This window comes from Monashia sp. HAY1-5C (genome assembly GCF_056755255.1).
In genome coordinates this window covers 16,773-39,529 of sequence record NZ_JBPGXG010000005.1, presented here as the reverse complement: position 1 = coordinate 39,529, position 22,757 = coordinate 16,773, and the positions used below count along the sequence as shown (strand labels likewise).

Annotated in this window: 23 protein-coding genes; 8 read left to right on the top strand and 15 right to left on the bottom strand. The window is 72.2% G+C overall.

What is annotated here, in order from left to right; all coding sequences use genetic code 11:
• Nucleotides 1-26: 26 nt before the first annotated feature.
• Nucleotides 27-1,232 (bottom strand): acetyl-CoA C-acetyltransferase, encoded by a 1,206-nt coding sequence (locus ACR9ZK_RS01620; protein ID WP_481339357.1) that lies wholly within the window; start codon nt 1,230-1,232, stop codon nt 27-29.
• 137 nt (nt 1,233-1,369) lie between these two features.
• Between ACR9ZK_RS01620 and mce the strand changes: the two genes are divergently transcribed.
• Nucleotides 1,370-1,807, top strand: a complete 438-nt coding sequence (gene mce / locus ACR9ZK_RS01615; protein WP_481339355.1) for a methylmalonyl-CoA epimerase — start codon at nt 1,370-1,372, stop codon at nt 1,805-1,807.
• Between the two features lie 3 nt (nt 1,808-1,810).
• Here the strand turns inward: mce and ACR9ZK_RS01610 are convergent, their stop codons facing one another.
• A complete protein-coding gene (locus tag ACR9ZK_RS01610; protein ID WP_481339351.1) occupies nt 1,811-3,055 on the bottom strand; it encodes a glycoside hydrolase family 15 protein in 1,245 nt (414 codons plus the stop codon).
• Nucleotides 3,056-3,142: 87 nt separating this feature from the next.
• On the opposite strand from ACR9ZK_RS01610, the gene ACR9ZK_RS01605 reads away from it, so the two are divergent.
• The 3 genes from ACR9ZK_RS01605 to ACR9ZK_RS01595 all read left to right on the top strand — a co-directional run bounded on the left by ACR9ZK_RS01605 (nt 3,143) and on the right by ACR9ZK_RS01595 (nt 6,028).
• Nucleotides 3,143-3,934 carry a polysaccharide deacetylase family protein gene (locus ACR9ZK_RS01605; protein WP_481339348.1) on the top strand — a complete coding sequence of 264 codons (792 nt, stop codon included), beginning with the start codon at nt 3,143-3,145 and terminating at the stop codon, nt 3,932-3,934.
• A gap of 160 nt (nt 3,935-4,094) precedes the next feature.
• A complete protein-coding gene (gene ccrA / locus ACR9ZK_RS01600; protein ID WP_481339346.1) occupies nt 4,095-5,435 on the top strand; it encodes a crotonyl-CoA carboxylase/reductase in 1,341 nt (446 codons plus the stop codon).
• An 86-nt stretch (nt 5,436-5,521) separates the two neighbouring features.
• Complete coding sequence (locus ACR9ZK_RS01595; protein ID WP_481339343.1) at nt 5,522-6,028, top strand: DinB family protein; 507 nt, start codon at nt 5,522-5,524, stop codon at nt 6,026-6,028.
• 13 nt (nt 6,029-6,041) lie between these two features.
• Here ACR9ZK_RS01595 and ACR9ZK_RS01590 read toward each other — a convergent pair whose 3' ends face one another.
• On the bottom strand, nt 6,042-6,920 hold the full coding sequence (locus ACR9ZK_RS01590) for an NAD(P)-dependent oxidoreductase (protein ID WP_481339341.1): 879 nt from the start codon (nt 6,918-6,920) through the stop codon (nt 6,042-6,044).
• Nucleotides 6,921-6,966: 46 nt separating this feature from the next.
• Here ACR9ZK_RS01590 and ACR9ZK_RS01585 point away from each other — a divergent pair, with 46 nt between their 5' ends.
• Nucleotides 6,967-7,539 (top strand): TetR/AcrR family transcriptional regulator, encoded by a 573-nt coding sequence (locus tag ACR9ZK_RS01585; RefSeq protein ID WP_481339339.1) that lies wholly within the window; start codon nt 6,967-6,969, stop codon nt 7,537-7,539.
• A gap of 57 nt (nt 7,540-7,596) precedes the next feature.
• Here ACR9ZK_RS01585 and ACR9ZK_RS01580 read toward each other — a convergent pair whose 3' ends face one another.
• Both ACR9ZK_RS01580 and ACR9ZK_RS01575 read right to left on the bottom strand, forming a co-directional pair.
• Complete coding sequence (locus tag ACR9ZK_RS01580; RefSeq protein ID WP_481339337.1) at nt 7,597-7,905, bottom strand: hypothetical protein; 309 nt, start codon at nt 7,903-7,905, stop codon at nt 7,597-7,599.
• A gap of 16 nt (nt 7,906-7,921) precedes the next feature.
• On the bottom strand, nt 7,922-9,700 hold the full coding sequence (locus tag ACR9ZK_RS01575) for a 3-hydroxyacyl-CoA dehydrogenase family protein (protein WP_481339335.1): 1,779 nt from the start codon (nt 9,698-9,700) through the stop codon (nt 7,922-7,924).
• Between the two features lie 90 nt (nt 9,701-9,790).
• Here ACR9ZK_RS01575 and nucS point away from each other — a divergent pair, with 90 nt between their 5' ends.
• Nucleotides 9,791-10,486 (top strand): endonuclease NucS, encoded by a 696-nt coding sequence (nucS, locus tag ACR9ZK_RS01570; protein ID WP_481339333.1) that lies wholly within the window; start codon nt 9,791-9,793, stop codon nt 10,484-10,486.
• 59 nt (nt 10,487-10,545) lie between these two features.
• Here the strand turns inward: nucS and ACR9ZK_RS01565 are convergent, their stop codons facing one another.
• The 4 genes from ACR9ZK_RS01565 to murA all read right to left on the bottom strand — a co-directional run bounded on the left by ACR9ZK_RS01565 (nt 10,546) and on the right by murA (nt 14,873).
• Nucleotides 10,546-10,893 (bottom strand): hypothetical protein, encoded by a 348-nt coding sequence (locus ACR9ZK_RS01565; RefSeq protein ID WP_481339331.1) that lies wholly within the window; start codon nt 10,891-10,893, stop codon nt 10,546-10,548.
• Between the two features lie 39 nt (nt 10,894-10,932).
• On the bottom strand, nt 10,933-12,951 hold the full coding sequence (locus ACR9ZK_RS01560) for a protein meaA (RefSeq protein WP_481339421.1): 2,019 nt from the start codon (nt 12,949-12,951) through the stop codon (nt 10,933-10,935).
• A gap of 103 nt (nt 12,952-13,054) precedes the next feature.
• Nucleotides 13,055-13,414 carry an STAS domain-containing protein gene (locus ACR9ZK_RS01555; RefSeq protein ID WP_481339329.1) on the bottom strand — a complete coding sequence of 120 codons (360 nt, stop codon included), beginning with the start codon at nt 13,412-13,414 and terminating at the stop codon, nt 13,055-13,057.
• A 175-nt stretch (nt 13,415-13,589) separates the two neighbouring features.
• A complete protein-coding gene (murA, locus tag ACR9ZK_RS01550) occupies nt 13,590-14,873 on the bottom strand; it encodes a UDP-N-acetylglucosamine 1-carboxyvinyltransferase (protein ID WP_481339326.1) in 1,284 nt (427 codons plus the stop codon).
• A gap of 51 nt (nt 14,874-14,924) precedes the next feature.
• Between murA and ACR9ZK_RS01545 the strand changes: the two genes are divergently transcribed.
• Nucleotides 14,925-15,566 carry a cob(I)yrinic acid a,c-diamide adenosyltransferase gene (locus ACR9ZK_RS01545; protein WP_481339324.1) on the top strand — a complete coding sequence of 214 codons (642 nt, stop codon included), beginning with the start codon at nt 14,925-14,927 and terminating at the stop codon, nt 15,564-15,566.
• Nucleotides 15,567-15,574: 8 nt separating this feature from the next.
• Here the strand turns inward: ACR9ZK_RS01545 and ACR9ZK_RS01540 are convergent, their stop codons facing one another.
• Nucleotides 15,575-16,012, bottom strand: a complete 438-nt coding sequence (locus ACR9ZK_RS01540; protein ID WP_481339322.1) for a DUF2550 domain-containing protein — start codon at nt 16,010-16,012, stop codon at nt 15,575-15,577.
• Nucleotides 16,013-16,021: 9 nt separating this feature from the next.
• Nucleotides 16,022-16,303 (bottom strand): F0F1 ATP synthase subunit epsilon, encoded by a 282-nt coding sequence (locus ACR9ZK_RS01535; protein ID WP_481339320.1) that lies wholly within the window; start codon nt 16,301-16,303, stop codon nt 16,022-16,024.
• Between the two features lie 159 nt (nt 16,304-16,462).
• Between ACR9ZK_RS01535 and ACR9ZK_RS01530 the strand changes: the two genes are divergently transcribed.
• Nucleotides 16,463-16,900, top strand: a complete 438-nt coding sequence (locus ACR9ZK_RS01530) for a DUF6918 family protein (RefSeq protein ID WP_481339318.1) — start codon at nt 16,463-16,465, stop codon at nt 16,898-16,900.
• Nucleotides 16,901-17,029: 129 nt separating this feature from the next.
• Here the strand turns inward: ACR9ZK_RS01530 and ACR9ZK_RS01525 are convergent, their stop codons facing one another.
• The 4 genes from ACR9ZK_RS01525 to ACR9ZK_RS01510 form a co-directional block, all read right to left on the bottom strand.
• Complete coding sequence (locus tag ACR9ZK_RS01525; RefSeq protein WP_481339316.1) at nt 17,030-18,439, bottom strand: NAD(P)/FAD-dependent oxidoreductase; 1,410 nt, start codon at nt 18,437-18,439, stop codon at nt 17,030-17,032.
• A gap of 101 nt (nt 18,440-18,540) precedes the next feature.
• Nucleotides 18,541-20,259, bottom strand: coding sequence for a hypothetical protein (locus ACR9ZK_RS01520; RefSeq protein WP_481339313.1), 1,719 nt, complete (start codon nt 20,257-20,259; stop codon nt 18,541-18,543).
• A 21-nt stretch (nt 20,260-20,280) separates the two neighbouring features.
• Nucleotides 20,281-21,741, bottom strand: coding sequence for a F0F1 ATP synthase subunit beta (gene atpD / locus ACR9ZK_RS01515; RefSeq protein ID WP_481339310.1), 1,461 nt, complete (start codon nt 21,739-21,741; stop codon nt 20,281-20,283).
• A 25-nt stretch (nt 21,742-21,766) separates the two neighbouring features.
• On the bottom strand, nt 21,767-22,708 hold the full coding sequence (locus ACR9ZK_RS01510; protein ID WP_481339306.1) for a F0F1 ATP synthase subunit gamma: 942 nt from the start codon (nt 22,706-22,708) through the stop codon (nt 21,767-21,769).
• Between the last annotated feature and the right edge of the window lie 49 nt (nt 22,709-22,757).

Sequence of the window (22,757 nt, the reverse complement as noted above, 5' to 3'; positions counted from 1 at the left end):
GCTCGGCTCGTCGCGACGCGGACGCGTCAGGCGGTCTTCGGCACGCGGACGATGAGGGCGTCGCCCTGCCCGCCACCACCGCACAGCGCGGCCGCGCCGACCCCGCCGCCGCGGCGCCGGAGCTCGAGCGCGAGGTGCAGGGCGATGCGGGCCCCGGACATGCCGATGGGGTGGCCGAGCGCGATGGCGCCGCCGTTGACGTTGACCTTCTCGACGTCGATGCCGAGCTCCTTGGCCGAGGCCAGACCGACGGCGGCGAACGCCTCGTTGATCTCGACGAGGTCGAGGTCGGCGGGCGTGATGCCCTCCTTCTCGCAGGCCTTGGCGATGGCGCGGGCCGGCTGCTGCTGGAGCGTCGAGTCCGGGCCGGCGACGACGCCGTGGGCGCCGATCTCCGCGACCCACGACAGGCCGAGCTCCTCGGCCTTCGTGCGGCTCATGACGACGACCGCCGCGGCGCCGTCGGAGATCTGCGACGCCGAGCCCGCCGTGATGGTGCCGTCCTTGGCGAACGCCGGGCGCAGGCCGGACAGCGAGGCCGCCGTGGTGTCGGCCCGGATGCCCTCGTCGTTCTTGAACTCGACCGGGTCGCCCTTGCGCTGCGGGATCGACACGGCGACGACCTCGTCGTCGAAGACGCCGTCCTTCCAGGCCTTGGCTGCCAGCTGGTGGCTGCGCGCCGAGAACTCGTCCTGCTCCTCCCGCGTGAAGGCCTGGGCGCCGGTGTTGGCCTGCTCGGTCAGGGCTCCCATCGCCTGGTCGGTGAAGGCGTCCCACAGGCCGTCGTGGGCCATGTGGTCACGCACCGTCACGTCGCCGTACTTGTAGCCCTCGCGCGACTTCGTCATGAGGTGCGGGGCGTTCGTCATCGACTCCTGGCCGCCGGCCACGACGACGTCGAACTCTCCCGCCCGGATCAGCTGGTCGGCCATGGCGATGGCGTTGATGCCCGAGAGGCAGACCTTGTTGATCGTCAGGGCCGGCACGGTCAGCGGGATGCCCGCGGCGTGCGCGGCCTGGCGGGCCGGGATCTGGCCGGCACCGGCCTGGAGCACCTGGCCCATGATGACGTACTCGACCTGCTCGGGCGCGACGCCCGACTTCTCCAGCGCGCCCTTGATCGCGATGCCGCCGAGGTCGGCCCCGGAGAAGTCCTTGAGCGACCCGAGCAGCCGGCCCATCGGGGTCCGGGCTCCGGCGACGATCACCGAGGTGGGACGGTCAGAAGTCATGGGAAGAGCCTCTCCAACGTCATCGGGGGATGTCCTCATCACTCTAGTCTCGGCATCCGGGCACCCCCGCCGGGCATGACCAAGCGCACACGGGCCGTCGCTTCTGCCCCGTGGGACCGGGTCCTACGTTGGTCGCCATGAGCACGTTGACCGGTCCCCTGTTCACGCACATCGACCACGTCGGCATCGCGGTGCCCGACCTCGACGCCGCCATCGCGTTCTACCGCGACACGTACGGCATGACGATGCTCCACGAGGAGACGAACGAGGAGCAGGGCGTCCGCGAGGCGATGATGGGCGTCGGCGACTCCGGGTCCTGCATCCAGCTGCTGGCGCCCCTGTCGCCGGAGTCGACGATCGCGAGGTTCCTCGACCGCAGCGGCCCGGGCATCCAGCAGCTGGCCTACCGCGTCAGCGACATCGACGCCGTGTGCACGACGCTGCGCGAGCGCGGGCTGCGTCTGCTCTACGACGCCCCGAGGCGCGGCACGAGCGACAGCAGGGTGAACTTCATCCACCCCAAGGATGCCGGCGGCGTGCTCGTCGAGCTCGTCGAGCCCGCGGGCGCGCACTGACGCTCAGCCGGCGGGGAGGACGGCCTGCCGGCTCTCGAGCTCGTGCTCGGTGAGGACGACGAGCGCGGCGGTCCAGGCCAGCGGTGCCGGCCCCGCCGGCCGCCCGTCGGGGAGCACCTTCTCCGGCAGGCTGCCCCATGCGGTGCAGTGGCCCTCCAGCCAGCCCAGCCAGCGCTCGGCCAGCTCGACGCGTCCGGACGCGGCTGCCGTGTACGCGACGAGCGCGGTCTCCGGCGTCCACGACACCCCGTCGGACTTCCAGCCCGCACCCGGTGCCAGCCCGCCGGCCTCGCGCAGCGCGAGGACCGGGTAGCGCTCCCAGGCGCGCACGGCGGCGGCGTCGTCGAGCGTGGCGAACGGCGGCATGAGCATCGCCACGGCGGCGTCGAGACCGCCGGAGGAGCCGTGCCGCTCGTAGGTCGGGCCGAACGTCGAGCGCACGAGCGCACGGAGCCGCGCGGCGGCCGCTGAGCACCGGGCCGCAGCCGTCGAGCTGCCTTCTGCAGCAAGGCTCCTGGCCGCGGCCTCGAGACCTGCAGCCAGCGGCGCGGCGGTACCGAGGGTGACACGCCCCTCGGGCACCTCCCAGTAGTCGGGCGTGGGCGCGGGCAGGCGGTGGCCGTCGGCTGTCTGGTCGAGGGCGAAGCGCACGGCTCGGTCCCGCAGGGCTCGCAGGTCGGCCGGCAGCACGCGGACGCCCGTGCCGGTACGGGTGGCGTCGAGGCCCCAGAGGACCCAGCCGGCACCGTCGGTCTGGGGCGGTCGGTCGTCGGGCGGTCCCGAGCCGTCGAGCCGGTAGCGCGCCTCGAAGCCTCCGTCCCGGCGCTGGGCACGGGCGAGGAAGCGCCACACCCGCCATGCGTCGTCCTCGTGCCCGGACACGGCGTACGCCGCCGCGACGAAGGCGCTGTCGCGGGGCCAGGCGTAGGCCCACGGCGCGTCGGGCCCGGCGGCCACGGCCCCGGTGTCGCGGGTCAGCCCGTGCAGGTCGGCGAGCGCACCGGCGACGAGACGGCGCCGGCTCGGCTCGAGCGGCGCCCCGCCCCGCGCCAGCCAGGCGGCGTCCTCCACGGGGCGCAGGAGGCGGCTGCCCAGCGAGGCCGGGACGAAGGGCGGCCGGTCCCGCCAGTCGGCCCCGTTGCGCAGCGTCGGCAGCGGTTCCGGGTGGACGACCTGGGGCAGCACGAGGCCGAGCGAGAGCACCGCGGCCGCCGTCGCCGCCGCAGCCGTCGTCGCGACCCGCCGCATCACCGCCCCCTCTCGTGGCGGCGTCAGTGTGCCAGAGCCGCGACGGCGCCACGCCGGGTTCGCATCCGGCCGCCGTAGCATCCGGCCATGGACATCTCGCGGCGGCGGGCGATCACCGGCGGGGCCGGCGTGGCGGTCGGCGCGGTGGGGGCGGTGTCGGCCCGGACCGTCACCGACCGGCTGGCCGAGAACACGCCCCTGCCGTTCTACGGCAGCCCCGCGAGCGGCGTCCGCCCGGACCGCGGCGCCCCGGGGGTCGCGTCCGGCAGCGTCGTGTGGAGCGGGGACCCGACCGCGCGACGCGTCGCCCTGACCTTCGACGACGGACCGCACCCCGACTGGACCCCGAAGGTGCTCGCCGCGCTCGAGGCCGCCGACGCGCCCGCGACGTTCTTCTGCCTCGGGCGCAACGTGCGCGACCACGCGGTCGTCCACCGGTCGAGCGTGGGCCGCCACGAGCTGGCCAACCACACCTACGAGCACCGGGACCTCGCCCGGCTCGGCTACGACCGGTGCCGGGACGAGATCCGCCGCACGAGCGAGGCGATACAGGCGGCGTGGGGCGTCGCGCCGACGCTCTTCCGGCCGCCGTACGGCCACCTCGGCGGCGCAGCCGTGCTCGCGGCGGCCGAGCTCGGGCTGACGACCGTGCTGTGGTCGGCGCAGGCCCGCGAGGACCTCGTCGCCGCCCATCCCGACGGCATCGTCGAGGACCTCGCGTCCCTCGTGCGGCCCGGGAGCATCGTGCTGGCCCACGACACCGGCTCGTCCGACCGGCTCATCACCATCGAGCGGCTCCCCCGCATCGTCGAACGCCTGCGCGCGGACGGCTACGAGCTCGTCACCGTCTCGAGGCTGCTCGGCGGGGCCGAGGCGTGAGTGGCCGCGCGACCCGTGACCCAGGTCACCTGTGGTGGGCGTCTCACCCGGGACGCCGCCTTCCGGCACCGTGGCTACCGTCGGGTCACGAGCCGGCGACGGCGAGCAGGACCTTGTGCAACCAGGTGACCAATGACGCTGCGACGTAAGGACCTTTGACATGCAGGCCATCCGCGACGCCATCCTCTCCGGCGACCGCACCCGGGAGACCTACGCGGCCCTCGAGATCCCGCAGACCTATCGGGGGGCGACCGTCCACAAGGACGAGGTCGGCATGTTCGAGGGGATCGCCACCCGCGACAAGGACCCCCGCAAGTCCCTGCACATCGACGAGGTGCCGGTCCCCGAGCTCGCCCCCGGCGAGGCCCTCGTCGCCGTCATGGCCAGCGCCATCAACTACAACACGGTGTGGACCTCGATCTTCGAGCCGGTCTCGACCTTCGGTTTCCTCGAGCGCTACGGGCGGACGTCGGAGTACGCGCGGCGGCACGACCTGCCCTACCACGTCGTCGGCTCCGACCTGGCCGGCGTCGTCCTGCGGGTCGGCCCGGGCGTCACCAAGTGGAAGCCCGGGACCGAGGTCGTGGCCCACTGCCTGTCGGTCGAGCTCGAGGACGCCGAGGGCCACGACGACACGATGATGGACCCGCAGCAGCGGATCTGGGGCTTCGAGACGAACTTCGGAGGCCTCGCCGAGCTCGCCGTCGTCAAGGCCAACCAGCTCATGCCGAAGCCGGACCACCTGACGTGGGAGGAGGCCGCCTCACCGGGGCTCGTCAACTCGACCGCCTACCGGCAGCTGATCTCCAAGCACGGCGCCGCGATGAAGCTCGGTGACCGCGTCCTCATCTGGGGCGCGTCGGGCGGTCTCGGCTCCTACGCCACGCAGATGGCCCTCGCCGGTGGCGCCACCCCGATCTGCGTCGTGTCCTCGCCGGAGAAGGCGCAGATCTGCCGCGCCATGGGCGCCGAGCTCATCATCGACCGCTCGGCCGAGGGCTACCGGTTCTGGAACGAGGACGGAACCGAGCAGAACCCGAAGGAGTGGCAGCGCCTCGGCAAGCGCATCCGCGAGCTGACCGGCGGCTACGACGTCGACATCGTCTTCGAGCACCCGGGCCGCGAGACCTTCGGCGCCAGCGTCTACGTGGCTCGCAAGGGCGGCACCATCGTCACGTGCGCCTCGACGTCGGGCTACATGCACGAGTACGACAACCGCTACCTGTGGATGAACCTCAAGCGCATCGTCTCCTCGCACTTCGCCAACTACCGCGAGGCGTGGGAGGCCAACGAGCTGGTCAACCGCGGGCTCATCCACCCGACGCTGAGCAAGACGTACGCGCTCGACGAGGTGGGGCAGGCTGCCCTCGACGTGCACCAGAACGCCCACCAGGGCAAGGTCGGTGTCCTGACGCTCGCCCCGCAGGCCGGGCTCGGCGTCACGAACCCCGACAAGCGCGCCGGCTTCGAGGAGGCCATCAACCGCTTCCGCAACCAGTAAGCCGCATCGGTCCCCGCACGAGGGGGCCGGTCCACCGCAGGGGTGGACCGGCCCCCTCGCGTGCCGTCACGTGGCAGGCTCGGGCCATGACGCTGCCCACGACGTTCGTCCGCGAGGTCATCGACGCGCCGGCCCGGGAGCAGAGCGAGCGGTTCCTCGACGAGCACCGCACGGCCCTGCGCGAGACGCTCACGGGCCTGAGCGAGCAGGAGGCGAGGCGCTCGCTCGTGCCGTCGGCCACGACGCTGCTCGGCCTCGTCAAGCACGCGACGTACGTCGAGAAGGTGTGGTTCGACCACGCCCTGACCGGACGCACCCGCGCCGAGATCGGCATCCCGGAGCGGTCGGAGGACTCCTTCCTGCTCAGCGACGACGACTCGGTGGCCTCGGTCGTGCAGGCCCACCGGAAGGCGTGCGAGGCGTCGGCGCGCGCCACGGCACACCTCGGTCTCGACGACGTCCTCACGGGCTACCGGCTCGGGCCGCTGCCGCTGCGGTGGGTCCACCTCCACGTCCTGCGCGAGCTCGCGCAGCACTGCGGGCACGCGGACATCCTGCGCGAGCAGGTGCTCGTGAGCCGGCCGCCGGGCTGAGGCACCCCCGGGATCAGGTCTCCTTCGGGCGAGAGCCGCCGCAGGCGGGGCCGATCCCGTCCCTCGCCTCGAGCGCGGTGACGACGGCCGCCATGTCGAGCGCCCCGGCGCCCGACTCCTCGGTCTCGCGGAAGAGCTCTCGGGTGACGTCGAGCAGCGGGCTCACCGCACCCACCGCGCGAGCCGCCTCGGCGACGAGCCGGGTGTTGGTGTGGACGTCACGGACCGCCGCCTGGGCCTCGAAGTCCCGGTCGGCGAGCTTGGCGAGCTTGAGGGTCGACACGTCGCTCGCCATCGGCCCGAGATCGAGCGCCCGGCGGAACGCCGCGAGCTCGAGACCCATCGCCGCCGCGAGGTGGTGGGCCTCCGCGAGCCCGGCCACCATCGTGCACAGGTAGAGGTTGACGGCGAGCTTGGTGCCCAAGCCCTTCGGCACCGGGCCGCAGCGCAGAACCGCGCGGCACAGGTGGCGCAGGAGCGGCTCGACCTGCTCGACGGCGTCGTCCTTTCCGGCGACGAGCCCGACGAGCTCGCCACGCTCGGCCGGCACGCGAGAGCCCGAGACGGGCGCCTCGACGTACCGTCCTCCGGCACGCTCGACGTCCCGGGCGAGGGCCGCGGAGAACTGCGGGGAGGTGGTGCCGAGGTGCACGAGAGTGCGGTCGGCGACCGCGGCGTCGAACGCGGGGGTGCCGCGCCGCAGCACCTCGTCGACAGCCTCCTCGTTCGCGAGCATGAGCAGCACGACCTCGCTCCTGGCGAAGACCGCGGCCGGCGACTCGCACACGACGGCGCCGAGGGCGGCCAGCTCCGCTGCAGGGCGCGGCGAGCGGTTCCACACCACCAGCGGCAGGCCCGCGCGCAGGAGGTTCGTCGCCATGGGCCTGCCCATGATTCCCAGTAGTTGCGGCGCACGATGCCGTCTCTCAGGAGGACCCATGCACCAGCCGGCGCCACGCGAGCGGATCGTCTACGAGGCGGCACAGCACCTGCGCCGAGCCGGGGTGACGGCCACCGGGCTGCGCCAGGTCGTCGCCGACGCCGGAGCGCCGCGAGGCTCGCTCCAGCACTACTTCCCCGGCGGCAAGGACCAGCTCCTCGCGGAGGCGCTGCAGTGGTCCGGCGCCTGGGCCGCCACCCGCGTCGAGTACCACGTCGGGCGGCTGCGGCGCCCGACGCCGAGCCGCCTGTTCCGGGCCGTCGTCGACGACTGGGTCGCCGACCTCGCGGCCCGGGACTTCGAACGCGGCTGCCCGGTGGCGGGGGCGGTCGTCGACTGCGCACACACCAACGATGGTGTCCGCCGCTCCGCCCAGGCCGCCCTGCAGACCTGGGCCGCCCCGCTGACCGCCGCCCTCGTCGACCTGGGCCGCCCTCGGCGTCGGGCCGAGGCCCTGTCGACCCTCATGCTCTGCGCGCTCGAGGGCGCGATCCTGCTGGCCCGCGCCCAGCGCGACACCGCTCCCCTGCGGGTCGTGGCCCGCGAGCTCGCCCCGGTCCTCGACGCCTGAGCCCCTTCGACTCGTCCGGTGGTCGACGGTGAGGGCCGGCCCGTCGAGCCGAGATGCTCAGCGGTAGGCGTTCCCGGAGGGCCGCGCGTCGCGACGCTGCCAGCAGCCCGTGTGCCAGTGGCGACGGTCACCGACCCCGCCGACGCCGTCGGCCGGCCACGCGACGACGTGGGGCACCCCCGGCGGGATGTCCTGCTGGCACCCCGGGCACAGGTACGGACGCGTCGCCGACGCCCCGCTCACCGACCGCACCGTCCACCGGCCACCGGCGTAGGACTCCTCCCGCGTCGACCCGCCCTGGATGCGCGTCACGTCGAGCGGCACGTGCTCGCGCGTGTGCTTGCTGGGGCGACGGCGCGAGGGCATGGACCCAGCGTAGGTCTCAGGCGTACGTGCGGAACCCGCGACCCGTCTTGCGGCCGAGGTAGCCGGCGGTGACGAGGTGCTCGAGCAGCGGCGCCGGCGCGTAGCCGCGCTCGCGGAACTCGAGGTAGAGCTCGCGCTCGATGGCGAGCGAGACGTCGAGCCCGACGACGTCGAGCAGCTCGAACGGGCCCATCGGCAGCCCGCAGCCGGTCTTCATCGCGGTGTCGATGTCGTCGGCGGTCGAGTAGTTGGCCTCGAGCATCTTCACGGCGTCGTTGAGGTAGGGGAACAGCAGCGCGTTGACGATGAAGCCGGCGCGGTCGCCGCAGGTGACGGGGTGCTTGCCGATGCTGCGGCACAGCTGCTGCACGGTCGCCACGACGTCGTCGGCCGTCGACACCGTGTGCACCACCTCGACGAGCCGCATGACCTGGGCCGGGTTGAAGAAGTGCATCCCGACGACGTCCTGCGGGCGGGTCGTCGCGGCGGCGCACTCGACGACGGGCAGCGAGCTCGTCGTCGTGGCGAGGATGGCGCCGGGGCGGCAGATCTCGTCGAGGTTCTCGAACAGGGCGCGCTTGACGGTGAGGTCCTCGACGACGGCCTCGACGACGAGGTCGACGTCGGCGAGGTCCTCCAGCCGCCTCGTGCCCCGGAGGCGCCCGAGGGCGGCGTCACGCTCGTCCTCGGTGAGCTTCCCGCGCTGCACGCCCTTCTCGAGGCTGCGCTCGACCGCGGCGCGGACGGCATCCACCTTGGCCCCGGACCGGGCGACGTAGGTCACGTCCAGGCCCGCCTTGGCGAAGACCTCGACCATGCCGGTGGCCATGGTGCCCGAGCCGACGACGCCGACCGTGCGGACCGGACGCGTCGCGGCCGTGGAGGTCTCGGCCGGCGCCGGCGTCAGGGCGTCGTCGACGACCTGCGAGCTGCCCGGCTCGGCGTAGGTGTAGAACCCGCGCCCGCTCTTGCGGCCCCTGAGCCCGGCCGTGACCATCTGCTTGATGATCGGGCTCGGCGCGTGGAGGCGGTCGCGACCTTGCTTGTACATCGTGTCGAGGATCTCGTAGGCGGTGTCGAGGCCGATGAGGTCCATGAGCGCGAGCGGGCCCATCGGGTAGCCGCAGCCGAGCTTCATGGCGGCGTCGATGTCCTCGCGCGAGGCGTACCGGCTCTCGAACATCGCCACCGCGTGGTTGAGGTAGCCGAACAGCAGCGCGTTGGCGATGAAGCCCGCCTTGTCACCGACGACGACCGGCTTCTTGCCGAGCCGCTCGGCCAGCGCCTTGACGTCGGCGAAGGTCTCGTCGCTCGTGATGACGGTCTTGATGACCTCGACGAACTGGAGCACAGGTGCCGGGTTGAAGAAGTGCATGCCGACGACGCGCTTGGGGTTGATCGTCGCCACCGCGATCTCGGTGACCGGCAGCGAGCTGGTGTTCGTCGCCAGGATGGCGTCGTCGGCGACGATCGTGTCGAGGCGGGAGAAGATCTCCTTCTTCAGCTCGAGCTTCTCGGGCACGGCCTCGACGACGAGCTGGCACTCCTTGAGGTCGGCCATGTCGGCGGAGAAGTGGACCCGGCCGACGAGGGCGGCCTGCTCAGCCTCGGTGAGCTTGCCGCGCGCCACGGCCCGGTCGGTCGAGTGCTGCAGGACGCCACGGCCCTTCTCGACCGCCTCGTCGGTGACCTCGACCGCGACGACGTCGATGCCGTTGCGGGCGAAGACCTCGACGATGCCGGCGCCCATCGTGCCGAGTCCGATGACACCCACCTTGGTGAACTCACGAGCCATGGGTCGAAGTCTCCCAGAGCCGCACGGACACCCACACCCACCGCGGGGGTGACGCTGCCCACGCCGGTCGTCCTGCCCTAGGGTGACCGGGTGCGTCTCGTCATTGCCCGCTGCAGCGTCGACTACGACGGCCGTCTGACGGCCCACCTGCCGCTCGCGACCCGGCTGCTCGTCGTCAAGGCCGACGGCTCGGTCCTCGTCCACAGCGACGGCGGGTCCTACAAGCCGCTCAACTGGATGTCGCCGCCGTGCACCATGGCCGAGGTCGACCCCGACGAGTCACAGGCCGCCGACGGCGCCGTCGCGGTGTGGCGGGTGCAGCACGCCAGGTCCGAGGACCGCCTGACCGTGGTCATCCACGAGGTGCTCCACGACAGCGCCCACGAGCTCGGCGTCGATCCCGGGCTCGTCAAGGACGGTGTCGAGGCCCACCTGCAGCGCCTGCTCGCCGAGCACATCCACACGCTCGGCCACGGGTTCTCGCTCGTGCGCCGCGAGTACATGACCGCGATCGGCCCCGTCGACATCCTCGCCAAGGACGACCGCGGCGCCAGCGTCGCCGTGGAGATCAAGCGACGCGGCGAGATCGACGGCGTCGAGCAGCTGACCCGCTACCTCGAGCTGATGAACCGCGACCCGCACCTGGCGCCCGTCACGGGGGTCTTCGCCGCCCAGCAGATCAAGCCCCAGGCACGCACCCTCGCCGAGGACCGCGGCATCCGCTGCGTCGTCCTCGACTACGACGCCCTGAGGGGCATCGACGACGCCGAGTCACGCCTCTTCTAGGTCGCCGACCGTCGCCCCGCTGCCGACGGCCGGCCCTCGCCCGCCGGCACCGAGCGGTGTCACGTCAGACCCTCGAGCCGCTGGCGAGCCACGCCGTCGGCGTCGACGAGCAGCAGGAGCGGGTCGGGGTCCGCTCCCCCGCGCACGACGACGACGGTCTCGCCGCGGTGCACGTCGACGAGCGCGTTGAAGCCCTCGGAGCCGTCGGACAGGTCGCCGTGGGCCAGGTGGGAGGGGACGCCGAGGTCGTCGGCCAGCGACTCCACCGGGCCGGTGTCGGGCACGTCGTCGGCGGCGTAGACCGCCTGGACCTTCTCGAGGTGGATCGCCGAGGCGAGCCAGCCGACGTCGGCCAGGCCGGGCGGGTTGACCACGACGATCCGGGCGGCACACTGCAGGTCGCTCATGCCCTGACGCTACGCCAGGTGGGGGCCACGGTCAGGGCGTCAGGCGGGGGCGACCTCGACGGCGGTCAGGCCGCGCGCCTCACGGATGACGCCGACCATCTCGCCCATGATGTCGTTGAGCCCGAAGTCCTTGGGAGTGAAGACCATCGCCACCCCTGCCGAGCGCAGTGCCGCGGCGTCGGCCTCGGGGATGATGCCGCCGACGACGACGGGCACGTCTCCGGCACCCGCCTCGCGCAGGCCTCGCAGCACCTCCGGCACGAGCTCCATGTGCGAGCCGGAGAGGATCGACAGGCCGACGAGGTGCACGTCCTCGGCCACCGCGGCGGCGACGATCTGCTCCGGCGTCAGTCGGATGCCCTGGTACACGACCTCGAAGCCGGCGTCGCGGGCGCGCACGGCGACCTGCTCGGCGCCGTTGCTGTGCCCGTCGAGACCCGGTTTGCCGACGAGGAGCCGCAGCCGCTCGCCGAGCTCCTCACCGGTGCGGGCCACGAGCCGCCGCACGCGCGCGAGGTCGTCACCGGGCTCGGCGCCACCGACGCCGACGGTGCCGGACACGCCCGTGGGAGCGCGGTACTCGCCGAACTCCTCGCGCAGGGCGCCGGCCCACTCACCGGTCGTCACCCCCGCGCGGGCACACTCGAGAGAGGCCGGCATGAGGTTGACGCCCGACGCTGCGTCGGCGCGAAGCCGTTCCAGCGCCGCGACCGCACGGGCTGCGGCGTCGGTGTCCGCGTCACGCTGCTCGCGCCACGTGCGCACGGCGTCGGCGGCCGCCTGCTCGACGGACGCGTCGACGGTCTGGATCGCAGTGCCCAGGTCGGCGGTGAGGGGGTTGGGCTCTGTCGTCTCGAAGCGGTTGAGGCCGACGATGATCTCCTCGCCCGCCTCGATGCGGCGACGCCGCTCGGCGTGCGACGCGACGAGGGCCGACTTCATGTAGCCGGACTCGACGGCGGCCACGGCCCCGCCCATCCCCTCGATGCGGGCCATCTCGGCCCTCGCCCCCTCGACGAGCTCGTCCACCTTGCGCTCGACGACGACGGAGCCGGTGAACAGGTCGTCGTACTCGAGCAGGTCGGACTCGAAGGCGAGGACCTGCTGCATGCGCAGGCTCCACTGCTGGTCCCACGGCCGCGGCAGGCCGAGCGCCTCGTTCCACGCCGGCAGCTGGATGGCACGGGCGCGGGCGTCCTTGCTCAGGGTCACGGCGAGCATCTCGAGGACGATGCGCTGGACGTTGTTCTCCGGCTGCACCTCGGTCAGCCCGAGGCTGTTGACCTGGACGCCGTACCGGAAGCGTCGGGCCTTCTCGTCGGCGACGCCGTACCGCTCGGTGGTCAGCTCGTCCCACAGCCGGACGAAGGCGCGCATCTTGCACATCTCCTCGACGAACCGCACGCCGGCGTTGACGAAGAAGGAGATTCGCGCGACGACCGCTGAGAACTCCTCTGCCGGAACCTGCCCCGAGTCGCGCACCGCGTCGAGCACGGCGACGGCGGTGGACATCGCGAAGGCGATCTCCTGGACGGGGGTCGCGCCGGCCTCCTGCAGGTGGTAGCTGCAGATGTTGATGGGGTTCCACTTGGGGATCTCGCGCACCGTGTACGCGACGAGGTCGGTGATGAGGCGGAGCGAGGGTCCCGGCGGGAAGACGTAGGTCCCCCGCGAGAGGTACTCCTTGATGATGTCGTTCTGCGTCGTGCCGGCGAGGGCATGGACCCACTCGGTCGGGTCCTCGTCCGCCCCCTGCGCCTGCCGCTCGGCCGCCACCTGGTAGAGCGCGAGCAGCCACATCGCCGTCGCGTTGATCGTCATCGACGTGTTCATCGCCCGCAGCGGGATGCCCTCGAAGAGAGCCGCCATGTCCCCGATGTGGCTGACCGGCACCCCGACCTTGCCGACCTCGCCGCGAGCGAGCGGGTGGTCGGGGTCGTAGCCGGTCTGCGTCGGCAGGTCGAAGGCCACCGACAGGCCCGTCTGGCCCTTGTCGAGGTTGCGGCGGTAGAGCGCGTTGCTGGCGGCCGCGCTCGAGTGCCCGGCGTACGTGCGCATGACCCAGGGCCGGTCGCGCTGCGGCCGGGTGGGTGCGGGCGGGGCGCTCTCCGTCGAGGACATGGCTCGACGGTAGCGGCGGCCCCTCGCGCCGGGGAGACGCTCAGGCGGTGAGAGGCGCCACAGTGGACGAGGCGTGACGCGGCGCGAGGATGCGGTCGAGCCGGCACCCGCGCACGAGCCGCGTCGTGCGGTCGCTCGGGTCGACGAGCAGGAGTCGACGCTCGGCGCGGGTGGCCCGCCGGTGCAGGTGGACGAGGACGCCGAGGCCGGTGGCGTCGCCGATCTCGGCGTCGGCCAGGTGCAGGCGGATGTCGCCGCGCCCCTGGGGGATGATCGCGTGGATGGCGTCGCGGATGTCGGGCACGGTGTGGATGTCGAGTCGCCCCTCGATGATCACGTCGTGCCCGTCCGGCCCGTCGACTACTCGGACCGGTGCCCTCCGTTGGGTGTTCAGCGCCATCGTGACCCCTCTCAACGCGGCTGCCGTCACCATGATGACGGCCCCGGTACCGAAAACGTTGCCCTGAGGAGTCAAGAAGTGGTCAAGAAAATACGTCCGTGACGTGCAGGTGGGTACGTCCGGGTTCCTCCCCCGAGGGACGAACCCGGGCAGGTCCGGCGAACCGCCCGGGGTCTCACTCGAACGGTGCGTCGTCCGGCTCCCGGGTGACGTCGGCACCGAGGGCACGCAGGGCCACCTCGAACCGCGGGTAGCCCCGGTCGATGTGGTGGACGCCGCTGACGAGCGTGTCGCCCTCGGCGACGAGCCCGGCGATGACGAGGGCCGCACCGGACCTGATGTCGCTGCTCTCCACCGGCGCCCCCGACAGGAGCGGGACGCCGTGGGTCATGACGTGGTGGCCGTCGATCTGCGCCTCCGCGCCCAGTCGCGCGAGCTCTTGGACGGTGCGGAACCGGGCCTCGAAGAGGTTCTCGGTCACCATCGCCGAGCCGTCGGCCACGACGTTGTAGGCGAGCGCGAACGGCTGCAGGTCGGTCGGGAAGCCCGGGTAGGGCAGCGTCGCGACGTCGAAGGCCCGCGGTCGGTCCGCCTCCACGGCCACCCGGAAGCCGCGGTCGGTCGTCTCGACGAGGCATCCGGCGTCGGCGAGCGAGCCGAGCGGGACGCGCAGGTGCTCGGCCACTCCCCCGACGACCTCGACGTCACCGCGCGTCGTGGCGGCCGCGAAGGCCCACGTGCCGGCGGCGATGCGGTCGGGGACGACGGCGTGCTCGGTGGCCGCGAGCCGGTCGACGCCGTGCACGACGATGCGGGACGTGCCGGCCCCCTCGATGTGGGCCCCCATCGAGACGAGCATCTCGGCGATGTCGACGATCTCGGGCTCCTTGGCCACGTTGTCGATCGTCGTCGTGCCCCGCGCGAGGACCGACGCCGTCAGCGCGTTCTCGGTGGCGCCCACGCTCGGGAAGTCGAGGCGGATCTCCGCGCCGCGCAGGCCGTCGGGCGCCTCGGCCACGAGGTAGCCGTGCGTCACGTGGACCCGTGCGCCGAGGGACTCCAGGGCCGCCGCATGCAGGTCCAGGCCCCGCGAGCCGATGGCGTCCCCGCCCGGGACGGCCACGTCGGCCAGACCCGTGCGGGCCACGAGCGGGCCGAGCACCGAGATCGAGGCCCGCAGCGCCCGGACGAGCTCGTAGTCGGCCCGGTGGCCGATCGAGGCGGGCACGTCGAGGACGACCCGGTTCTGCTCCGGCGCGTAGTCGACGTCGACCCCGAGCCGCCGGAGCAGCTCGGCCATGATCGTCACGTCGGCGATGGCCGGCACGTTGGTCAGGGTCGTGCGACCCTCGGCGAGCAGCGCGACCGCCATGAGCTTGAGCGCGCTGTTCTTCGCGCCCAGGACGGTGACCTCGCCGACGAGGCGGGCCCCGCCGACGACACGGAAACGCTCTCTCACGCACCGCACCCTATCCGGGTGGGCCCAGCCGCCCGGTGAGAGAGTGGCCCCATGGTCAACCTGACGCGGATCTACACCCGGACGGGCGACGACGGCACGACGAGCCTCGGCGACTTCTCACGGACGAGCAAGAACGACCCTCGCCTGCACGCCTACGCCGACGCGAACGAGGCCAACGCCGCGATCGGCGTCGCCCTGGCGTGCGGCGACCTGACGGAGGAGGTCGTCGCGACGCTGCGTCGGGTCCAGAACGAGCTGTTCGACGTCGGGGCCGACCTGTCGACGCCGCTGCGGGCGGCCTACGAGTACCCGCCGCTGCGCGTCGAGCAGCCGTGGATCGACGACCTCGAGGCCGACTGCGACCACTACCTGACCCAGGTCGAGAAGCTGCGCTCGTTCATCCTGCCGGGAGGCACACCGGGGTCGGCGCACCTGCACCTGGCCACGACCGTGACCCGCCGGGCCGAGCGTTCGGCCTGGGCGGCCGTCGAGGCGCACGGGGTGGAGCCGGGCGGCGAGGGCGAGGCCCGTGGCGTCGGCGGGGTCAACGTGCTGACCGCGACCTACCTCAACCGCCTGTCCGACCTGCTCTTCATCCTCGCCCGCGTCGCCAACAAGCCCATCGGCGGCGACGTGCTGTGGCAGCCGGGGGGCGGCCGCGTCGACAAGCCCGAGCGCCGCGGCAGACGCTGAGGCCGGGGTCAGGCGACGTTGACGTTGTAGCCCGGGGGTGCGGCCTCCTGCCACGACCGCAGGGCGGTGTAGGCGGAGGCCTGCAGGGCCAGCTCGAAGCCGGCCTGGCCGTCGGTGCAGGGCACCATGCTGGCGTCCGGCAGGAGGGGGATCGAGTCGGAGCCGGTCAGCAGCACGGGGGCCTCGATCCGCAGCCGCTGCCGCGCCCAGCGGCGCTTGGGGCGCACGGAGACGCCCCCGAGCGTGAACCACTCGAGGGCGTTGTCACCGAACCGGATGAGACCGAGGCGCCAGCTGGCCGTGCCGGGCTGGCGCAGGCCGCACAGGGTCAGCTGCAGGCCACGGGCGATGTAGCGACGGCGCAGGTAGGTCGTCGTGAGGACGACGACCGCCAGGGCGAGCAGCGTGCCGATCGCGATCTCGGTGGAGACGAGAACGGACGGCACGCGCTGACCTCAGTGGCTCGACGTCTGGAGCGAGGACGCGTCGACGTGCTCAGCGACGATGGTGACGACGTCGGAGTCGACGGACAGGAAGCCGCCGTCGACCATGACGGTGCTGCGCTCGCCGTCGAGGGAGTCGATCGACACCTCACCCTCGACGAGGACGCCGAGCAGTGGCGTGTGGCCTGGCAGGATGCCCAGCTCGCCCGAGATGGACCGGGCGCGTACGAACTTGGCCTCGCCCTCCCAGACCTTTCGGTCGGCGGCGACCATCTCAACCTTGAGCGAACTCACGTTTCCTCCGGATCGTGGGGGTGTGCCTGGCAGTTTAGTGCCTCTGCAAGGATGCTCAGTACGCGAGGTCGGCCCGTGAGAGCGCACCCGTCCCTCGCGCGGCACCACCCTCGCAGCGACACCTCCACCCTCCACGACCTGCACCGAGGAGCACCCCTGATGAGCACTGCTGTGTCCGACGCCCTGCTCGACCCGACCCGCCGCCCCGTGGCGGTCGAGGCCCTCACCGACGTCATCGACGCCGAGGTCGCCGACAAGTCGGGCTTCGGCGGCGTCGCGGTCAAGACGGGCTACGCCGCGGCCAAGAAGCTCGGCGGCGGCTTCGTCCCCAGCGCCACCGACCGGCTGCTGCCCCAGTTCGCCACGGCCCTCGACCCGTTCTGGGCCACCAAGGGCGACACGCCCTTCGGCGCGCACCTGGCCGCCCAGCCGGAGGCCGTGGCCGACGCGCTCCTCGCCGTCACCGACGCCAAGGCGGCGAGCACGACGCACGCGGCCGCCGCGAAGGTCTACGGGACGCTGCGGGGCAAGGCCAAGGAGCACGTGGTCGCGGCCCTGCCCCGCCTCGGCGCGGCCGTCGAGCGCCTCGTCCCGTGACGCTCCCCTGAACGCGCCGGCTGACGCGCGGCCGACGCGCCGGCTGACGCGCCGCCGACGCGCCGCCGAGGCGCCCTGAGCGCGCTCGAGGCCCCGACCGGTCCACCGGTCGGGGCCTCGCCGCTCTGCTCAGCGGGAGCTCTCGGCTGCCTCGGCGGCCGCGACCTGCTCGTGCGGTCGGTCCTTGGCCAGGCGTGGCAGCTCGGGCCTGAAGTCGGCTCCGAGGTCGGCGATCGCCTGCCGGGCGAACACCTGCTGCTCGGTGACGGTGCGCTCGGAGCGTCCCCGGCCGAGGAAGCTGACGACCCAGTGCAGCAGGGTCGTCGTGCGGTGCTTGAACCCGATGATGTAGACGAGGTGGACGGCCAGCCACAGGACCCAGGCGATGAAGCCGCTGAACTGCGCCTTGCCGACCGAGGCCACCGCCGAGAACCGCGAGATGGTGGCCATCGAGCCCTTGTCGAAGTACTCGAACGGCCCCTTGGGCTCCTTGCCCTCGAGCCGCCGGGTGATCTGGTCGGCGGCGTAGCGCCCGCCCTGGATGGCGACCTGGGCGACGCCCGGCAGGTTGTCGAGAGCCATCATGTCGCCGACGACGAAGACCTCGGGGTGCCCGGGCAGGGTGAGGTCCGGTCGTACGGCGATCCGGCCCGCGCGGTCGAGCTCGGCACCGGTCTGGTCGGCCAGCTGCTGCCCGAGCGGCGAGGCGCTGACGCCGGCGGCCCACACCTTGCAGACCGACTCGATGCGCTCCCGAGAACCGTCCTCGTGCTCGACCTCGATGCCGGTGGAGTCGACACCGACGACCTTGGCCCCGAGACGCACCTCGACACCCATCGACGTCAGGCGCTGCACGGCCCGGTCCCCGAGCTTCTCACCGAACGAGGCGAGCACCGCGGGGGCGGCGTCGAGGAGGATGACGCGGGCCTTCGTCGGGTCGATGCGCCGGAAGTCGCGACGCAGCGTGCGCCGCGCGAGCTCGGCGATCTGTCCGGCCATCTCGACACCGGTCGGGCCGGCGCCGACGACGACGAAGGTCATGAGGCGCTCGATCTCGGCCGGGGTCGAGGCCAGCTCGGCCAGCTCGAAGGAGCCGAAGATGCGCCCGCGCAGCTCGAGCGCGTCGTCGATCGACTTCATGCCCGGCGCGTGCCGCGCGAACTCGTCCTTGCCGAACCACGACTGCCCTGCGCCGGCCGCCACGACGAGCGAGTCGTACGGCGTCACCGTCTCGCGTCCGACCGTCGTGTGGGTGACCGTGCGGGCCTCGAGGTCGATGGAGGTGACGTCGCCGAGCAGGACCGTCGCGTTGTCCTGACGCCGCAGCACCTCACGCGTCGACGGCGCGATCTCGCCCTCGGACAGGATGCCGGTCGCGACCTGGTACAGCAGGGGCTGGAAGAGGTGGTGCGTCGTGCGGGCCACGAGCGTCACGTCGACGTCGGCCCGCTTGAGGCGCTGGGTGGCGAAGAGTCCGCCGAACCCCGAACCGATGACGACGACGCGATGTCGCGGGGCCTGCGGGGTGGACGTGCTCACGGATGGGTCCTTCCGTCTCGAGGGTGGTTGAACTCGTCGGCGCTGACGGGAAATCCACTCAAGTCAACACCGCTCGTACCCGCGACATGCCCGGCGTCTCGTCAGGTGCGACGCTCGAGGACGACGATCTGCGTGGTCTGCGTCACGAGGCGGTAGTGGGCCTGCACCCACGTGCGCAGGGGGTCGGGCTCGCGCAGGTAACGGCCGTGCCCGAAACCGGGCCAGTACGACCTGGCGGCGACGACGCACTGCGGCAGGCGGCCGGTCCGCTGGTACCAGGCGAGCACGTGGGTGTTGCTCTCGCCGAAGAAGTCGAGCCACGTGATCGGTGTGGCGAACCGCACGTCGCCGAGCAGGAAGGCGGCCGGGTAGATGTAGGCGAGGACGCCGTCGCCCGGCCGGGCGCAGAGACTGAGCGCGAGCTCGTTGTCCTCGATGACGGCGCGACGCTCCGGCGTCGTGCGCAGGCCCGCGTAGGCGCCGTCGGCGACGGTCGCGACGAGCGGGCCCGGGGTCCCGTCGCGGAAGCTGTTCGCGGCGTGCACCGTCGCCAGGCCCGCGACGAGCACCGCTGCGAGGGCCGCCTTGACGACGCGTCCGTGCTCCGACATCCACGCGAGCGTCGCCACGGTCACGGCGAACAGGCCGGGCGCGATGACGGCACCGGTGGCGCCCCAGAGCGGCGCCGAGGAGGTGAAGCCCGCCACGAACGGCATGCCGACCACGGTGGGGGCCAGCCCCAGCACGAGGATGCGGGCCGTCGTCCCGCGCCGGGACACCGCCGCGGCCACGGCCGGAGCCAGCAGCACGAGGAGGAGCACCGTGGCGAGCACCGCACTGAGCCAGGACACGACGGAGTACGTCGCGCCCGACGACCCGCGCAGCAAGGCCTCGACGCACGCCGCCGCCACGGCCGCCACGACGAGCACACCGCGGAGGCGTCGCAGCACCGGGACGGCCGAGAACACCACGGCCAGGACGGCCAGGACGAGAGCGGTGACCGCCAGACGATGGTCCAGCTCTCCGCCGAGGAACCCCAGCCAGCGGCCGATGCGCGTCTCCCGCGGCGCACGCGTCGCCTGGTAGTCGTCGGTGAACACGAGGGTCTCGCGGATGTTGGGCAGCCCCCAGACGCCGAGCGCCACGACGACGACGACTAGTGCGGTGCCCACCACACCGGCCCCGACCCCGAGCAGGCCCCTCCCGCGCGCGAGCAGGAGCAGCACCGCGAGCAGCGCTGCCGCAGCCGTCGCGGTGACCGGGTGCGCGAGGGCGCCGAGCACGACCGCGGCCCCGGCGACGACCCCCCACGGCAGCGACCGCCGCGTCACGGCCGCCCCACCGGCGCACACGGCGAGCAGGTAGGCCATCGCCGGCGTCGTGTTGTAGGAGACGACCTGCTGGTTGTAGGCCGCGGGGATGAGCGCGACGCCGATGGCGGCCGCGGCGGTGCCACGGCCGAGATGCGGTGACACCGCCCGCCACGACGCGACGCCGCACCCGAGTCCGAGCAGGACGTAGAAGACCCGCGAGGCGAGCACGAGTCCCTCGATGCCCACCGTGTGGGTCCACAGCCAGACGAACGGCACGGCGGGCCAGGCGCCGAGGACCTGGATGTTCAGCTCGTCGCGGAAGGGCAGGTCACCCTGGGCGAGGCGCAGTGCCAGCTCGACGGCGTGCGAGCTGTCGGAGAAGTCGACCCCGTACCGGGCACGCCAGATCGCCGCCGCGGCCAGCACGACGGCGAACAGGGCAGGCCCCCAACGTCGGACGGGGAGGGCCCAGTGGGCGCCTCCCCGTCCTCGGGTCGAACGAGACATGCGGTCAGACTGACACAGGAGTCAGAGATTCTTCTGGATCTCCGCCCACTGGCGCTCGACGTCGTCGAGGCCACCGCACATGAAGAACGCCTGCTCGGCGACGTGGTCGTACTCGCCGTCGGCGATCTTCGTGAAGGCCTCGATCGTGTCGGCGAGCGGCACGGTCGAGCCCTCGATGCCGGTGAACTGCTTGGCGACGTAGGTGTTCTGCGACAGGAACCGCTGGATGCGACGGGCGCGGTTGACGAGGATCTTGTCCTCCTCGGACAGCTCGTCGATACCGAGGATCGCGATGATGTCCTGCAGTTCCTTGTTGCGCTGGAGGATCGACTTGATGCGCACCGCGGTGCTGTAGTGGTCCTGCGTGATGTACCGCGGGTCCAGGATGCGCGAGGTCGAGGACAGCGGGTCGACGGCGGGGTAGATACCCATCGACGCGATGTCACGCGAGAGCTCGGTCGTCGCGTCGAGGTGCGCGAACGTCGTGGCCGGGGCCGGGTCGGTGTAGTCGTCGGCCGGCACGTAGATCGCCTGCATCGAGGTGATCGAGTGGCCACGCGTGGACGTGATGCGCTCCTGGAGCGTGCCCATCTCGTCGGCGAGGTTCGGCTGGTAGCCCACGGCGGACGGCATGCGGCCGAGGAGGGTCGAGACCTCGGAACCGGCCTGCGTGAACCGGAAGATGTTGTCGATGAACAGGAGCACGTCCTGCTTCTGGACGTCGCGGAAGTACTCCGCCATCGTCAGGGCCGACAGCGCGACGCGAAGACGCGTGCCCGGCGGCTCGTCCATCTGGCCGAAGACGAGGGCGGTCTGGCCGAGGACGCCGGCCTCCTCCATCTCGACCATGAGGTCGTTGCCCTCACGGGTGCGCTCACCGACACCGGCGAACACCGACACACCGCCGTGGTCGCGGGCGACGCGGGCGATCATCTCCTGGATGAGCACCGTCTTGCCGACACCGGCACCGCCGAAGAGTCCGATCTTGCCGCCCAGCACGTACGGGGTCAGCAGGTCGATGACCTTGATGCCCGTCTCGAACATCTGGGTCTTGGACTCGAGCTGGTCGAAGGCCGGGGCCTTGCGGTGGATGCCCCAGCGCTCCTTGACATCGAGGGTCTCGCCCTCCGCGAGGTTCATGCACACGCCGGTCGTGTTGAACACCTTGCCGAGGGTCACGTCGCCCACGGGGACCGTGATCGGGCCACCGGTGTCCTGGACCGCCGAGCCGCGGACCAGACCGTCGGTCGGCTGGAGCGAGATGGCACGGACCATGTTGTCGCCGATGTGCTGGGCGACCTCGAGGTTGATGGCCTTGGTCTCGCCGGCGAGGGTCACCTCGGTCGTGAGGAGGTTGTACTGCTCCGGCATCGCGTCGGCCGGGAACTCGACGTCGACGACCGGGCCGATGATACGAGAGATGCGACCGACGCCACCCGCGGCCGGAGCCGTCGCGGCGGTGTCGCTGACAGTTGCCGTCATTGGTCTGTTTCCTTACCTGTGGGCGTTACTTCTGTGCGTCGGCGAGGGCGTTCGCACCGCCCACGATTTCGCTGATCTCTTGGGTGATGCCGGCCTGGCGGGCCTGGTTCGCGAGCCGCTCGTACTTCTTGATGAGCTCGGACGCGTTGTCGGTCGCCGACTTCATCGCGCGCTGGCGGGCCGCCAGCTCGGACGCGGCCGAGGACAGGAGCGCGGTGAAGATGCGGTTGCGCACGTACTTGGGCAGCAGCAGGTCGAGCACCTCGGCAGCACTCGGCTCGAAGGAGTACTCGGGCGGGATCTGCCCCTCCTCGTACCGGTTGACCGAGAAGTCGATACCGCTGTCGTCGTCGCCCGCCTCGTCGGCACCGACGACCTCGAGCGGCAGCAGCCGCAGCACGTGCGGCTCCTGGCGGACCATCGAGCGGAAGCGGGTGAAGACGACGTGGATCTCGTCGTGGCCGCCCTCGGCGTGGTCCTTGAGGAAGTCCGCGGTGATGCGGTCGGCGATCTCCTTGGCGTTCTCGAACGTCGGGGCGTCGGAGAAGCCGGTCCACTCGGCGGCGTACTCGCGCCGACGGAACTTGAAGTAGCTGACGGCCTTGCGCCCGACGAGGTAGGGCACGACCTCCATGCCCTCGCCCTGCAGGTGGGCGATGAGCTCGGCGCTGCGCTTGATGGCGGCGACCGAGTAGGCGCCCGCGAGCCCGCGGTCGGCGGTGACGATGACTACGCCGGCACGCCGGGCCTCGGTGGCCTGCGTCGTCAGCGGGTGGTCCTCGTTCGTGTTGGTCGCGACCGCACTCACGGCGCGCGTCAGCGCGATCGTGTACGGCATCGCCTCGGTCGCCTTCTGGCGGGCCTTGACGACGCGGGCGGCCGCGATCAGCTCCATCGCGTTGGTGATCTTCTTGATGGACTGGACGGACTTGATGCGCTGGCGGTAGATCCGCATCTGCGCTCCCATGTGCTCCGCCTCTCTTGGTCTCTGGGGGTGTCGAAGGGCTCGGGGTCGG